The sequence below is a fragment of the Rhizobacter sp. P5_A1 genome (assembly GCF_056400745.1).
In genome coordinates, this window is record NZ_JBFUKR010000013.1 from 19630 (window position 1) to 34283 (window position 14654).

Below are 14654 nucleotides of genomic sequence, written 5' to 3' on the forward strand. Positions count from 1 at the left end.
CGACGATCAGAGCCGCCGATGCGTCAGCGCCGGCAGCTGCTGCCGCACCGACGCGATGCGCGCGGCATCGAGCTCGGCGATCACGACGCCCTCGCCTTCGGGCAGCACGCCGAGCACCTCGCCCCACGGATCGACGATCATGCTGTGGCCGAAGGTGCGGCGCCCGTTCTCGTGCGTGCCGCCCTGTGCGGCAGCGATCACGTAGCACTGGTTCTCGACCGCGCGCGCACGCAGCAGCAGTTCCCAGTGCGCGAGGCCGGTCGGGTAGGTGAAGGCCGCGGGCACCGAGAGCAGGTCGCAGGGCGGCGCCATCAGGCGGCGGTACAGCTCGGGAAAACGCAGGTCGTAGCAGACGCTCAGGCCGACGCGGATCGGCCCTGCCTGGAACGCGGTCGACTGGTCGCCTGCCAGGATCGTGCTGCCCTCGTCGTAGCGTTCGCGGCCGTTGTCGTAGCGGAACAGGTGGATCTTGTCGTAGCGCGCCACGCGCGTGCCGTCGGGCGCGTAGACGCCATTCGAGTTCAGCACGCGGTCGGGGTCGGTCGAACGCAGCGGCACGGTGCCGCCGATCAACCAGACGCGGTGCTCGCGCGCGGCCTGCGCGAGCATCGCCTGGATCGGGCCCTCGCCCGGCGCCTCGGCGACCGCGAGCTTGTCGCGATCGGCGCGGCCCATCACGCAGAAGTACTCGGGCAGCACGACCAGCTCGGCGCCGCCGCGCGCGGCCTTCGCGATCAGCGCGCGCGCGGCTTCGAGGTTGGTCTCGACGCGTGGCGTCGAGACCATCTGCACAGCGGCGATCTTCATGCGGAGCTCCTTGGAGGCTGGGCTCAGCCTCTTACTTCCTTGCCGGCGCCGAGGCGGCCTCGGCGGTCGACGGCACATCTTCGCCCAACTTGCGCTCGACGCGCTCGACCTTCGGATCGGCCCACGGTCCCGACACATGAAACTCGCGCGTGCCGGCCGCCGTCAGCGGCTTCTTCAGCAGCGCCTGCGCGAGAAACGCACCGAGGCCGATCGCGGGGTTGATCACCGCGTACGCGAGCGCGGCGGTGCCGGCGTTGATCTCGGGGACGACGACGACGCGCAGGTCTTGCGTCTCGTGCGCGATGTCGGCGCTGCCCTCCATCAGCACCAGCGCCTGCACGCCGCGCATGCGCAGGTTGTTGGTCTTCGCGACGCCTTGCGTGATCGTCGCGTCGCCGGTGATGTTGTCGAACGCGAAGCCTTCCTGGAACAGGTCGCGAAAGTCCAGCGACAGGCGGCGCGGCAGCGACTGCAGGCTCAGCACGCCCAGCAGGCGCGCCGCGCCGGGCTCGGCCTTCAGGAACTGACCGGCGTCGACCGCGACGTTGATCTGGCCCGCCAGGCTCGCGTAGTCGAGCGTGAACGGCGACCCCAGCCACGCGATCTGCCCGGCGAGCTGGCCCTTGCCGCCGCGGATCGCCTTCGCGGTGCCGAGGCGGTCGAGCAGCGCGCCGCTGTCGGCGATCTGCAGCTTGAAGTCCATCACCGCGCGGCGCGCCGTCGGCGTCGAAGCCGGCGTGCCGCGCGCCGGCGCGCTGCCGATCGCGGTCCAGTGGCCGGTCGCGGTCAGCTGCGCTTCGGGCGTGGTGACGTTGAACTTCGAGAGCTGCCAGTCCAGGTCCTGCCCGGCCGAGCGGTTCAGCGCCTCGATCTCGACCCGCCCGAGCTTCTTGCCGTGCAGCTCGAAGTTGTCGACGACCACATCGAGCGCCGGCATCGTCGCGGGCTGCTGATCGAGCAGGCGCTCGACCTGCTCGTCGTCTCCCTTCGGCAGCGACAGGCGCGAGAGCCGGGCGTAGACGCGCCCGCCGGCCGACGCCGCGCCGCCGCGCCGCGTCGGCACGCGGTACTCGACGTAGCCGTTGAGCTGCTCGGCATCGACGTTCGCGCGCCAGACGCCGGCGTCCTGCGACAGCCCGGCCGAGACCTGCGTCAGGCGCCGCTGACCCGCGATCAGCTGCTGCACGCGCAAGCCGATCGCATCGGGCGCGTAGCCCGACGGGCCGCCCGATTCGCGCGTCTCGGCGGGGCCGAAGAGCTTGTCGGCCGCCGCCTCCCACTCGTCGGTCGCGAGCCGGGCGAGGTTGATGCTCGCGGCGACGCCGCTGGCCGGCTGCGGCGCCGGCTCCATCACGCCGATGCCGCCGCGCAGCACGCGCGGCGGATCAAAGGCGAGGTCGCGCAGGTAGCTCGCCTGGATCACGTTGCCGAGCTCGAAGCGCAGCGTGTCGCGCAGCGCCGGCGCGCTGCTCGCCGGGTCGACGCTGCTCGCGAAGCGCAGCGCGAGTGGCGTATCGGCGGCCTTCGCGAGCGGCGCCGGCAGGTTGATCGCGAGGCCGACGAGGTTGCTGGTGACGTTCAGCTCCGGCCGGCCGCGCACGAAGGCCAGGCTCGCGCGGTAGCTCGTCTGCCCGTTCAGCGCGGCGCCGGCGCGCGCGAGCTGGCCGAGCTCGCTCGCGCGGCGCAGGCCGTCGGCGCTGACGTTGCCCTGGCCGGTGAAGCGCACGCTGCCGTCCGGCTGGGTGCCGCCGTCGAAGCTCGCGTCACCGCCATACAGTTTCGCGCTCGCGCCGACGACCGCGAAACCCTTGTGCGTGAAATCGACGCGCCCCTTCGCGCCGGCCAGCAGCGGCGCGGCCGGCGTGATGCGCACATCGTTGCCGGCGAGCGTGACGCTGCCCTTCGCGGTCGTCGCGTCGACGCGCAGCAGCGGGATCGCAAGGTCCAGCTTCAGATCGGCGGCACCGCTCGCGCTGGTCGTTTCGAGCGCCTTGTCGATCCAGCCGCCGATCGGCGAGGTGTTGACGGTGCGCAGCATCTCGGTCAGCGGCCCGTGGCCCGTCGCGTCGAGCGTCAGCACCGGATCGGCCTCGAGACTGCGGATCGTCGCCTGCACCTTCGGGAAGTCGACGCCGCCGAGCTGGGTGCGGCCGTTGCGCAGTTCGAGCGTGCCGCGATCGATCGCGAGGTCGACGTTCGCGTTCGTCAGCACCGGCCAGGTCGACACGCGCGCCGGCTCGCTGCCCTGCGCCGGCCGGCCCGGCACGAATGCGAAGCTCGCGTCCTCGATCTTCGCGGCGATGCGGAACTCGCCATCCTTCGGCGTCTTCGCGTTGAAGAACGGGAACTCGGCCAGGTCGCCCTTGACGTGAAAACTCGCGTTCGCGAGCCGGCCGCCCTGCACCGCATGCTCGAGGTAGTCGCGCGTGTCCTTCGACAGCCCGAGCGGCAGGTAGCGGTAGGTGCGCTTCGCCGTGCCACCGGTGAGCCGCGCATCGAGCTCGAGCCGGCCCGGCAACCGGCCGCCGCGCGCGACGCCGCTGCCCGGGCCGGTGTTCCACTGCGCGCTCAGCTCGCCGCTCGCATCGGCGTTCGAGAAGCGCGCGCCGTTGACCTGCACCGTGAGCTTCGGCGGCGTGTTCGCGACCGCCGCGGGCTCGATCTTCCACAGCAGCTGCGCGTTCATCTGGTCGAGGACGAGCAGCGGATCCTCGAACACGCCGGGCAGCTCGAGCGCGCCGCCGTTGATCAAGAGGCGGGCCTGGCCGCCGGCCTCGTTCGCGTCGAGCTGGACGGTCGCGCCGCGCAGGCCGGGGCGGCCGATGCCGCGCGGCTCGGCCGACGCGTGCGACGCGAGCGACAGGCCGGCGAGCGTGCCGGTCGCGCGATAGCGGGTCGGCGCGTCGAGCGGGCCCTCCCACGAGGTCGCCAGCTCGGTGATCCGGCCCTTCGGCGCGACATCGGCGAGCAGCTTGCGCAGCGGCTCGCCGAGCGGCACGCGGGTCGCGACCTGCGCCATCAGCCCGATGTCGAGGCGCTGCGCGCTGAACTCGCCGCCGGTCACGGGGCGGCCGGGACGCTGGCGCCACGCGAGCTTCATGTCGCCCTGCGGCCAGCGCACGCTGTCGCCGGTCTCGAACGTGAAGCGCTGCAGCGCGAGGTTCACGCCGTCGTCATGGCGTTGCGCGATCAGGCGGCCCTCGACCTCTTCGACGCGCAGCGGGTCGACGTTCGCGGCGAGCCGCAGGTTGACGGCGCGCAGCGCCATGTCGACGGTGGCGCCGATCGCTTCGCCGCGCTGCAGCTCGACCCAACCGCGCAGCGCGCCGACGCCCTCGCTGATCTCGAACGGCAGCGAGACGTGCTGGCGCAGCTCGCGCACATCGGCGCGCGGCAGGTTGGCGTAGGCGGTGCCGCTCCAGCGCCGCCAGTCGCCGCGGCTCGCGAGCAGCGGCTGCGTGAAGCGGCCGGTCGCGTTGAAGCGGTCGCCCCACTCGACGGGCGGCGTCGCGTCGAGCCGGAACTGGTGCTCGCGCAGGCCGTTGCGCACGACCAGCTGCAGGTTGGTCAGCGCGAGCGGCGCGGCGCCGCGCTGCTCGTCGGTCCAGCGCAGCGCGCCGCCGCGAATCACGAACTCGTGCTGCGCGAAGAACCAGTCGGACGCGCCGCTGCCTCCGCCGACCTCGGCGCCGCTGAAATCGAGCCCGGCGACGAAGATGCGGCCGGTGGCGTCGCGTCGCACCTCGAGCTCGGCGCCGTCGATCAGCAGCTGCTCGAAGCGCAGCTCGAGCGAGAGCAGCGAGCGCGGCGAGATCGCCGCGAACACGCGCGGCAGGCGCAGCGCCGGGCGCTGGTTCGCGTCGAGCAGAACGACCTCGCGCAGCTCGAAACTCGGCACCCAGCCGCTCGAGCGCACCTCGATCGCGCCGATGCGCACCGGAACCCCGAGCGCCTGGCTGGCCCGCTGTTCGATCGGCTCACGCCATTGCTGGATGTGCGGCAGAATCCCCCAATGGAGTGTCAGCCAGGCGATCAGCACTAAGCTCCACGCGGTAAGAACGAGGCCGAACAGGCCAAGCAAGGCGCGCGCGACCCAACGCACAGGAGCGGTCCGGCGCGGCCCTGGTTCCACCCGCTGCAAGGGAGCAGCGGCGGCATCGGGGCGGGTCGTGGCAGGCGGGATCAAAGACATGAAGACAATGGTGCGCCAGCCACGGGTTGGGCAATGCAGGGGTGAGCAGCGTGAGGTCGTTCAGGCTGCCAGCGAGACCGTTCGCGCCCCCGCCACTGACGCGGCAATCTAGCACAGACGCCCGCGCCTCCGATGGGTTCCAGCGCCTCCTTTACGAGCACTGACATTGCCGCCTCCGCGCTGCTGCCGGCGCGTGCCGACCACAGCCGTTTCGTGCAGCGCATCCGCCGCCGCTACGCCGCCGAGTTGCCGCTGCTGGCACCGGGCCTGCCGACGCGCGCGACCATCGATGCGCTGATCGAGCGCCTGCAGGCCGACGCCCGCCCGCTCGGCAGCGCATTGCGCGTCGCACGCCAGCTCGTGCTCGAGCGGATCGCGGTGCTCGATGTCGAGCTTGGCGCGCCGATGGGCGACGTGACCCGCGCGATGACCGAGCTGGCCGAGACCACGCTCGACCGCGCGCTGGCACAGGCGCAGGCCGACCACGACGCACGCTACGGCGTGCCGCGCAACCCGAGCGGCGAGCGCATCGAGTTCTGGGTCGTCGGCATGGGCAAGCTCGGCGCGCGCGAGCTGAACGTGTCGTCCGACATCGACCTGATCTACGTCTACGAGGAAGACGGCCAGACCGACGGCGCACAGATCGTCAGCGCGCACGAGTACTTCTCGCAGGTCTGCAAGAGCCTGTACACGCTGATCGGCGAGACCACCGAAGACGGCTTCGTGTTCCGCGTCGATCTCGCGCTGCGGCCGAACGGCAACTCGGGCCCGCCCTGCGTCAGCCTGGCGATGCTCGAGGAGTACCTGCAGGTCCAGGGCCGCGAATGGGAGCGCTTCGCGTGGCTGAAGAGCCGCGTCGTCGCCCCGACTGCGAGCGTGAAGAGCGGCCGTGCGCTCGCGCTGCGCGGCCTGGTCACGGCGTTCGTCTACCGGCGCTACCTCGACTACGGCGTGTTCGAAGGGCTGCGCCAGCTGCACGCGAAGGTGCGCGAGGAAGCCCAGCGCCGCGCCGCCGGCCGGCCGCAGCGCGCGAACGACGTGAAGCTGTCACGCGGCGGCATCCGCGAGATCGAGTTCATCGTGCAGCTGCTGCTGGTCGCACGCGGCGGGCAGTACCCCGAGATCCGCACGCGCTCGACGCTGAAGGCGCTGACCAAGCTGGCCGCCGACGGCCTGATGAAGCCGGCGAGCGCGAGCCGGCTCGCCGAGGCCTACGAGTTCCTGCGCCGCATCGAACACCGCATCCAGTATCTCGACGACCAGCAGACGCACCTGCTGCCGACGGTCGACGCCGACCTCGGCTGGATCGCGCGCAGCCTGGGCTTCGTTTGCCGCGAAGATGGCAACGACGCCTGCGACCTGCTCGACCTGCTCGGCGCGACGCGCGAGTTCGTCGCGACCGAGTTCGATGCGCTGCTGCACGACGGCCGCGCGCCGAGCGCCAAGCCCGGCGCGTGCCGCACCGGCGGCTGCGGCGGGCCGGCGCTGCCGGTCGACAGCGACGCGTTCCTCGAGCAGCTGCCGCCCGAGCTCGCCGCGCGCGTGCGCCCGCTGCGCGCGCAGCCGAAGGTCCAGATGCTGCGCGACGACAGCAAGCTGCGCCTGGCGCGCCTGATCAAGCGTGCCGCGCACGCGGTGCGCGACGACGCCTGCACGATGGCCGCCGCGACGCGCTTCGTCGACTGGCTCGAACCGCTGCTGCGGCGCGAGAGCTACCTGGCGATGCTGGTCGAGCGGCCCGAGGTGCAGACGCGCCTGCTGCGGCTGCTCGGCCTCGCGCGTTGGCCGATGCGCTACTTGATGCTGCACCCGGGCGTGATCGACGAGCTCGCCGACCAGCGCCTGCTGCACAACCGCTTCGATGCGGCGGCCTTCACCGCCGAACTCGAAGAGCGCCACAAGGCCTGGGAGCGATCGGGCCAGGCCGACGAGGAATCGCTGCTCGACACGCTGCGCCGTGCGCACCATGCCGAGGTCTTCCGGACGCTGGTGCGCGATGTCGAAGCGCACATCACGGTCGAGCAGGTCGCCGACGACCTCTCGGCACTCGCCGATGCGACGCTGAGCCTGGTGCTGCGCTGGGCCTGGCAGCACCTGAAACAGGCGCATGTGGCCGAGCCGCGCCTGGCGGTGATCGCCTACGGCAAGCTCGGCGGCAAGGAGCTCGGCTATGGCAGCGACCTCGACCTCGTCTTCCTGTACGACGATGGCAATGGCGGAGACGACGACCAGGCGGCCGAGGTCTACGGCGCGTTCGTGCGCAAGGTCATCGGCTGGCTGACCTTGCGCACCGCGTCCGGCGAGCTGTTCGACATCGACACCGCGCTGCGACCGAACGGCAACTCCGGCCTGCTCGTCACCTCGCTCGCGTCGTTCGAGCGCTACCAGACCGGCCGCGGCAGCAACACCGCGTGGACCTGGGAGCACCAGGCGCTGACCCGCGCACGCTGGTGCGCCGGCTGGCGCCCGCTCGAGGCGACGTTCGATGCCGTGCGCCGTGCCGTGCTGCGCGCGCCGCGCGATGCCGACGCGCTGCGCGCCGAGGTGCACGCCATGCGCGAGAAAGTGCGGCATGCGCACCCGGTCAAGGGCGGCCGATTCGATGTCAAGCACAGCGCCGGCGGCATGATGGATGTCGAGTTCGCGGTGCAGTACCTGGTGCTTGCGCACGGCGCGGCGCAGCCGGGGCTGATGGACGACGTCGGCAACATCGCGCTGCTGCAGCGCGCGCAGGCGTACGGGTTGCTGCCCGATCATGTCGGCACGCACGCGGCCGACGCGTACCGCGAGCTGCGCCGCGCGCAGCACCGGGCACGGCTCGACGAGCAGCCGACACAGCTCGAACCCGATGCGATGGCGGTGCAGCGCGATGCGGTGCGGGCGCTGTGGCGTGTCGTGTTCGATGCGCCCGCACCGGCCTGAGTCGCTCGCGGCGCGCGGCGGCCGCGCGTGGTGCGCCATCGCGTTGCTGCTCGCGGCTGGCGCGCTGGCCGGCTGGCCGATGCCGCATGAATCGATCGACTGGCAACCGGCACTCGCGCGCGCCGAACCGTGGCGCGCGGTCAGCGCGGTCGGCGTGCACTACAGCGTGCAGCACCTCGGACTGAACCTTGCCGGGGTGGCGCTCGCGGCACTGTTTGGCGTCGTTGCGCGCCTGCCCTCGCGGCTCGCGTGGGCCTGGCTCGCGGCCTGGCCGCTGACGCAGTTCGGCCTGCTGGTCAGGCCTGAGCTGGCCCACTACGGCGGGCTGTCGGGCGTGCTGCACGCGGGCGTCGCGGTCGTTGTGACGTTTCTGTTGCTCGCCGGCACGCGGGCGCAGCGCAGGGTCGGCGCCGCGGTGCTGATCGGCCTGGTCGCGAAGCTGCTGAACGAAGCGCCGTGGGGCGAGACGCTGCGCCACCCGGCGGGCTGGGACATCGCGATCGCGCCGCTCGCGCACACCACCGGCGCGATCGCCGGCGCGCTCTGTGCGGCGCTCGCGAGCTGGCTGCCGCGGCGCGGGGCCGGGAACGAAGGCGATCCCGGATGATGGCGGTCGTGCTGCGCATCGGCGTGCGAATCGCGCTCTGCGCCGCGGTCTCGTGGGTGCTGTGGCATTACCTCGGGCTCGCCACCGCCGTCGCTTCGGCGCCGCTCTACGGCATCGCGCTCGCGCGCCCGTTGCTCGACCTGGCGAGTGAGCTGCGTCACCAGACGCGCGCCGCGGTCTGGCGCCCGCTCGAGGGCCGGCACTTCGTCTACCGCGGCACGCCGCTGCAGGTGCTCGAGGACGATTCGCATCGGCGCTGGGTGCGGGCCGCCGACGTGCGCCGGATTCTCGGCCGCGGCGCGTCGGACGGCGTGCTCGCGCGCAGCTACCCGAACGGCTGGCGCCATTACGGGCGGCCGCCCGAGCCGCACTTCAGCGACGACGCGCTGATGGCCCATCTGGCGAAGGCGAGCACCGCCGAGGCACTGCGCTTTCGCCGCTGGGCCGATCGCGTGATCGCGTTCCCGGCGCGGCGCCAGCGCGAGCGGCTCGGCATCCGGCCGGAGCCGGCGGAATCCCGCCCCGGCGATTGAGGGCCGTGAGGCTCAGGCGCGGATGCGTCGCACCAGCGCGCTCGTCGAATAGCCGTCGACGAACGACAGCGCGCGCGCGTCGCCGCCCCAGCCGCGCACCCACTTCGTTTCTTCGAGCGTTTCGATGTCGTAGTCGCCGCCCTTCACGTAGAGCTGCGGGCGCACGAGCTTCAGCAGCTCGACCGGCGTGGCCTCGTCGAACAGGGTCACGAGGCTGACGCTTTCGAGCGCGGCGAGCACGCAGGCGCGGTCGAGTTCGATATTCAGCGGGCGATCCGGCCCCTTGCCGAGCATGCGCGCCGAAGCGTCGCTGTTCAGGCCGATCACCAGGCTCGCGCCGAGCGCCCGCGCCTGCGCGAGGTAGCTGACGTGGCCGCGATGCAGGATGTCGAACACGCCGTTCGTGAAGACCACCGGTCGCGCCAGCGCGGCGACCCGCGCGGAGAGTTCCGCCCGGGGGCAGAGTTTGTCGAGAAAGCCCGGCGTCATCAGACGGGCTGCGCGCCCGCTGCCTGGCGGGTCGCGGCAACCGCGAGCCGGGCCGTCACTTCCTTGCGGAAGCGGTTCAGCTCCTGGACGCTCGCGAAGCTGCGTTCCATCAACAGGCTCATGTTGTGCAGGATGCGCTCGACGACCCGGGTCTCCCAGACCGCGTCGAACTGGATCTGCTTGTCGAGCCACTTCTCGAGCCAGTCGGGGTTCGGCAGCCGGCTTTGCACGGTGTCGCGCGGGAACAGCTTGACGTTGACGTGCAGGTTCGTCGGGTGCAGCGCCTGCGCGGTGCGGCGCGCGCTGGCCATCAGGACGCCGACCTTCGAGAACGCGGCCCGCGCCTCGTCGCCGAAGTTCTGCAGCGCGCGCTTCATGTAGCGCAGGTAGGCCCCGCCGTGGCGCGCCTCGTCGCGTGCGAGGGTCTCGTAGATCGCCTGGATCACCGGCTCGCTGTGCCATTCGGCGGCGCGACGGTACCAGTGGTTCAGGCGGATCTCGCCGCAGAAGTGCAGCATCAGCGTCTCGAGCGCCGGCGCCGGGTCGAACTCGAAGCGCACCGCCTGCAGTTCGGCCTCGGTCGGCACGAGATCAGGGCGGAACTTGCGCAGGTATTCCATCAGCACCAAGGAGTGCTTCTGCTCCTCGAAGAACCAGACGCTCATGAAGCCGCAGAAGTCGGCATCGTCCTTGTTGTCGCGCAGGAACATCTCGGTGGCCGGCAGCGCCGCCCACTCGGTGATCGCGTTCATCTTGATCGTCTGAGCCTGCTCTTCGCTCAGTTTGCTGGCGTCGAACTGGTCCCAGGGGATGTCCTGGTCCATGTTCCATCGCACGGCTTCGAGCTGCTTGAAAAGTTCGGGGTAGATCATCGCGTCGGGGCCTCGTAGTCGGCGGGATTCTAGTCCGCGACCGATGACGGACACGCGGCAGGTGGCGCCGCGTCGGTCGGCCGGGTCGGCTTCATTTCTTTACGTCCGGGCACGGAACTCGCCAGGCACCGCGCCGTCGAATTCGAAATTCCGGCGGTTTGGTCCTGGCCGGATGACGTAGCACACCCATTTCCGTTGCGAAGCCACCGGTCCAGACCGGTCGCAATCTCCGGGCGGCATATCTCCTCCCTCCTCCCTCCCTGATTCGCCCGGGGGCGCTTCGCAACTCTCTTCTTCCGTTCGTTCGCCGAGGGCCCAGCGCGGCCCTCGGCGCGCACGCCTGGCCATTCAGCGCAGCCAGCCCTTGCGCCGGAAGTAGATGAACGGCGCCGCGACCGACGCCAGCATCAGCACCAGCGCGAACGGGTAGCCGTAACGCCAGTCGAGCTCGGGCATGGCACGGAAGTTCATGCCGTAGATGCTCGCGATCAGCGTCGGCGGTAGCAGCGCGACGCTCGCGACCGAGAAGATCTTGATGATCTTGTTCTGGTTGATGTTGACGAAGCCGACCGTCGCGTTCATCAGGAAGTTGATCTTGTCGAACAGGAAGGTGCTGTGGCTGTCGAGCGAGTCGATATCGCGCAGGATCTGGCGCGCCTCCTCGAACTGCTCGGCGTTCAGCATGCGCGAGCGCATCATGAAGCTGACCGCGCGGCGCGTGTCCATCACGTTGCGGCGAATGCGGCCGTTCAGGTCTTCCTCGCGCGCGATCGCGTTCAGCGCTTCGCCGGCGGCCTGGTCGTTCACGTCCTGCGTCAGCACGCGGGCGCTGACCCGCTCGAGGCTGTCATAGATGCCCTCGAGCACGTCGGCGCTGTATTCGGCGTCGGCGTCGTAGAGCTTGAGCAGCACGTCCTTCGCGTCCTCGATCAGTGCCGGGATGCGCCGCGCGCGCAGCCGAAGCAGCCGGAACACCGGCAGCTCCTCGCTGTGGATCGAGAACAGGACGTTGCGGAACAGGATGAACGCGACGCGCACGTTGCGCGGGCCGCCGTCCTCGATGTCGGCGTCGATCAGGAAGTCGGAGCGGATGTGCAGCTCGCCGTTGTCTTCCTCGTAGAAGCGCGCGGATTCCTCGAGATCGTCATCGACCGCGTCGGCCGGGATCGTCACGCCGAAGTGCTGTGTGATCCAGCCCTTTTCTTCCTCGGTCGGCGCATCGAGATCGACCCAGATCGGCTGCACACGGGTCAGCGCTTCGCCCAGTTCGGCCAGGCTCTCGATTTCTTGTTGGGCGAGCCGGCCGCTGGCCAGCGTGAAGACATTGAGCATGGGGACTCCAGCGCAGCGCTCTGGCGGAAGGGAGGTCCAAGCCAAATCTCCGGGCTACAGCCTTGAATTATCGCACCCGGTGCGGCCGATTTTCCGCCTCGGCGGTGCTCGGCCAGTGAGCTTGTGAGGATCGGTGTCATCCGCTTGTCACGCAGCCGGAACGTGTGCACACTGGGTTTGACAGCCTCCGGAAGCGCTGCTCCTCCTCACCCGTGGCATTCGGCCATCTCCCCCCGCCCCACCCCCGCGAAAGGAACCTCCATGAACCTGACGATCAGCGGTCACCACCTCGATGTCACTCCGGCTCTCAGAGAGTATGTGCTCACGAAGCTGGACCGGGTCACGCGCCACTTCGACCAGGTCGTCGACATCAACGTGCTGCTGTCGGTGGAGAAGCTGAAGGAAAAGGAACGCCGGCAAAAGGCCGAGGTCACTCTCCATGTGAAGGGTAAGGACATTTTCATCGAGCACTCGAGCGAGGATCTGTACGCGGCCATCGATCAACTGATGGACAAGCTCGACCGCCAGGTCTGCCGGCACAAGGACAAGGTGCAGGACCACCATCACGCCGCGCCGAAGCGGATCGATGCCGCGCCCGTCTGAGCTAACCCTCTCCACATACAGGGCGGCCGCGGAGCCGCCCTTTTTTCACGTTTGCAGCCGCTGAACGGCCCCGGCGGCGCGCCGGGGCCGTTGCTGCGATGCAGCACCCCATGCACAATCCGGCCTCGCGGCGACGCCGGACTTGCCCCTGACGCCGGCATGCGCTTCATAATTCGAGACCCGTCCACTCCGCGGCCGCCAACCACCGACCAGGAGCCGACACCCAAGTAGGCCCGTGCCACTGATGAATCGCCTCGCTGCCATCCTGCCTGCCAGCAACGTGCTGGTCGATGTCGACGCCACCAGCAAGAAGCGCGCTTTCGAGCATGCCGGCTTGGTGTTCGAGAATCAGCACGCGATCGCGCGCGCCACCGTGACCGACAACCTGTTCGCCCGCGAACGCCTCGGCTCGACCGGCCTCGGGCATGGCGTGGCGATCCCGCATGGCCGCATCAAGGGCCTGAAGAACCCGCTCGCCGCGGTGCTGCGCGTGCAGCAGCCGATCCCGTTCGATGCTCCCGACGACGCGCCGGTCGGCCTGCTGATCTTCCTGCTCGTGCCCGAAGCGGCGACGCAGCGGCATCTCGAGATCCTGTCCGAGATCGCCGAGATGCTGTCCGACCGCGAACTGCGCGAACGCCTGAAGACCGAGCCCGATGCGGCCGTGGTGCACCAACTGATCGCCAATTGGGAACCGTTGAAGTCGGTCGCTTGATGCAGCGGGTCGTGTCGGCATGAAGCCGAGCGTCATCAGCGCCGAGGCGCTCTTTGAAGAGCACCGGCCGATCCTGCACTGGGAATGGATCGCCGGTCACGCGCACCCCGAGCGCCGTTTCGACGAAGCGGCGGTGCGCAACGCGCAGTCGGCGGCCGACCTGGTCGGCTACCTGAACTACATCCACCCGTACCGCGTGCAGATCGTGGGCCGGCGTGAGGTCGCGTACCTGAACACCAGCACGCCGGAAGTCGCGGAGCGCCGCATCTCGCGCATCGTCACGCTCGAGCCGCCGGTGCTGATCGTTGCCGACGCCGAAACGCCGCCCGACAAGCTGGTCGCGATGTGCGACCGCGCCGACATCCCGCTGTTCGCGACCGGCGAATCGGCGGGCCATGTGATCGACGTCGTGCGCGCCTACCTCGGCCAGCACTTCGCCGAGCGCACGACGCGGCACGGCGTGTTCATGGACATCCTGGGCGTCGGCGTGCTGATCACCGGCGAATCGGGGCTGGGCAAGAGCGAACTCGGCCTCGAGCTGATCTCGCGCGGCCACGGCCTGGTCGCCGACGACGCGGTCGATCTGTACCGCGTCTCGCAGACCGGCCTCGAAGGCCGCTGCCCGGAACTGCTGCTGAACCTGCTCGAGGTGCGCGGCATCGGTCTGCTCGACATCAAGGCGATCTTCGGCGAGACCGCGGTGCGCCGCAAGATGCGCTTGAAGCTGATCGTGCACCTGGTCCGCAAGGAGACGATGGACCGCGAGTTCGAGCGCCTGCCGTACGAGCCGCTGAACGAAGAAATCCTCGACGTGCCGGTGCGCAAGACCGTGATCGCGGTCGACGCCGGGCGCAACCTCGCGGTGCTGGTCGAGGCCGCGGTGCGCAACACGATCCTGCAACTGCGTGGGATCGACACCTACAAAGAGTTCATCGAGCGTCACGCCAAGGCGATGCTGAAACCCGAGTGAGTGGAGCCCTTGGCGCGGGATACCGCACCACCCCCCGAGTGGGTCCGGCCGGCTTGGGGGCCCGGCGCTCGGCCCGCTCGATACCACAGCGAGGCTATTTGGCCTTGTACGGGCAGTTCTTCTTCGTGCAGCTCGCATACAGCGCGAGCGCATGCTCCTGCAGCTCGAATCCGCGCGCATGGGCCACGGCGCGCTGGCGCTTCTCGATCTCGGCGTCGAAGAATTCCTCGACCCGGCCGCAATCCATGCACACGAGGTGGTCGTGGTGCTTGCCCTCGTTGAGCTCGAACACCGCCTTGCCGGTCTCGAAGTGGTTGCGCGACAGGATGCCCGCCTGCTCGAACTGCATCAGCACGCGGTAGACGGTCGCGAGGCCCACGTCGGCGCCCTCGGCGAGCAGCATCTTGAAGACGTCTTCGGCGCTCATGTGGCGCTGCGTCGTCTTCTGGAACATCTCGAGCACCTTGATGCGCGGCAGCGTGGCCTTCAGGCCGCTGTTCTTCAGTTCATCGGCGTGCGTCATGGCGGGCGGCTTGGCGGAGGTCGGGCAATCGGATCGAGCGGGGCGAGCGGGTCGGCGGCCGGAGGCCAGCCGCTAGAATCGGCCCATCA

At 70.1% G+C, this 14654-nt stretch carries 12 protein-coding genes; 6 read left to right on the forward strand and 6 right to left on the reverse strand.

Annotated elements, in window-relative coordinates; translation table 11 throughout:
* Positions 1-6: 6 nt before the first annotated feature.
* Complete coding sequence (locus tag AC1DTW_RS15540; RefSeq protein WP_477982131.1) at positions 7-807, reverse strand: carbon-nitrogen hydrolase family protein; 801 nt, start codon at positions 805-807, stop codon at positions 7-9.
* Between the two features lie 31 nt (positions 808-838).
* Positions 839-4999 carry a YhdP family protein gene (locus tag AC1DTW_RS15545; protein WP_477982132.1) on the reverse strand — a complete coding sequence of 1387 codons (4161 nt, stop codon included), beginning with the start codon at positions 4997-4999 and terminating at the stop codon, positions 839-841.
* A 132-nt stretch (positions 5000-5131) separates the two neighbouring features.
* Between AC1DTW_RS15545 and glnE the strand changes: the two genes are divergently transcribed.
* The 3 genes from glnE to AC1DTW_RS15560 are packed head-to-tail and all read left to right on the forward strand — an operon-like array spanning position 5132 to position 9061.
* Positions 5132-7921 carry a bifunctional [glutamate--ammonia ligase]-adenylyl-L-tyrosine phosphorylase/[glutamate--ammonia-ligase] adenylyltransferase gene (glnE, locus tag AC1DTW_RS15550; RefSeq protein ID WP_477982134.1) on the forward strand — a complete coding sequence of 930 codons (2790 nt, stop codon included), beginning with the start codon at positions 5132-5134 and terminating at the stop codon, positions 7919-7921.
* Positions 7902-8528, forward strand: coding sequence for a rhombosortase (rrtA, locus tag AC1DTW_RS15555; protein WP_477982136.1), 627 nt, complete (start codon positions 7902-7904; stop codon positions 8526-8528). Before glnE ends, rrtA begins: the two co-directional genes overlap by 20 nt.
* Positions 8525-9061: a hypothetical protein gene (locus tag AC1DTW_RS15560; protein WP_477982137.1), complete on the forward strand. Its 537-nt coding sequence runs from the start codon at positions 8525-8527 to the stop codon at positions 9059-9061. The genes rrtA and AC1DTW_RS15560 overlap by 4 nt, the downstream gene beginning before the upstream one ends.
* A gap of 12 nt (positions 9062-9073) precedes the next feature.
* On the opposite strand, the gene rfaE2 is transcribed toward AC1DTW_RS15560, so the two are convergent.
* From rfaE2 to corA, 3 genes are all read right to left on the reverse strand, one after another.
* Positions 9074-9550 (reverse strand): D-glycero-beta-D-manno-heptose 1-phosphate adenylyltransferase, encoded by a 477-nt coding sequence (rfaE2, locus tag AC1DTW_RS15565; protein ID WP_477982138.1) that lies wholly within the window; start codon positions 9548-9550, stop codon positions 9074-9076.
* Positions 9550-10422: a ferritin family protein gene (locus AC1DTW_RS15570; RefSeq protein WP_477982139.1), complete on the reverse strand. Its 873-nt coding sequence runs from the start codon at positions 10420-10422 to the stop codon at positions 9550-9552. Before AC1DTW_RS15570 ends, rfaE2 begins: the two co-directional genes overlap by 1 nt.
* Before the next feature lie 348 nt (positions 10423-10770).
* The gene (gene corA, locus AC1DTW_RS15575) at positions 10771-11754 is read right to left on the reverse strand and encodes a magnesium/cobalt transporter CorA (RefSeq protein ID WP_477982140.1); all 984 of its coding nucleotides are present in this window, start codon (positions 11752-11754) and stop codon (positions 10771-10773) included.
* Positions 11755-12015: 261 nt separating this feature from the next.
* On the opposite strand from corA, the gene hpf reads away from it, so the two are divergent.
* The 3 genes from hpf (at position 12016) to hprK (ending at position 14042) form a co-directional block, all read left to right on the forward strand.
* The gene (gene hpf, locus AC1DTW_RS15580; protein ID WP_477982141.1) at positions 12016-12357 is read left to right on the forward strand and encodes a ribosome hibernation-promoting factor, HPF/YfiA family; all 342 of its coding nucleotides are present in this window, start codon (positions 12016-12018) and stop codon (positions 12355-12357) included.
* 244 nt (positions 12358-12601) lie between these two features.
* Positions 12602-13072 carry a PTS sugar transporter subunit IIA gene (locus AC1DTW_RS15585; protein ID WP_477982142.1) on the forward strand — a complete coding sequence of 157 codons (471 nt, stop codon included), beginning with the start codon at positions 12602-12604 and terminating at the stop codon, positions 13070-13072.
* 19 nt (positions 13073-13091) lie between these two features.
* Positions 13092-14042, forward strand: a complete 951-nt coding sequence (hprK, locus tag AC1DTW_RS15590; protein WP_477982143.1) for an HPr(Ser) kinase/phosphatase — start codon at positions 13092-13094, stop codon at positions 14040-14042.
* A gap of 94 nt (positions 14043-14136) precedes the next feature.
* Here the strand turns inward: hprK and fur are convergent, their stop codons facing one another.
* Positions 14137-14565 carry a ferric iron uptake transcriptional regulator gene (fur, locus tag AC1DTW_RS15595; protein ID WP_477982144.1) on the reverse strand — a complete coding sequence of 143 codons (429 nt, stop codon included), beginning with the start codon at positions 14563-14565 and terminating at the stop codon, positions 14137-14139.
* Between the last annotated feature and the right edge of the window lie 89 nt (positions 14566-14654).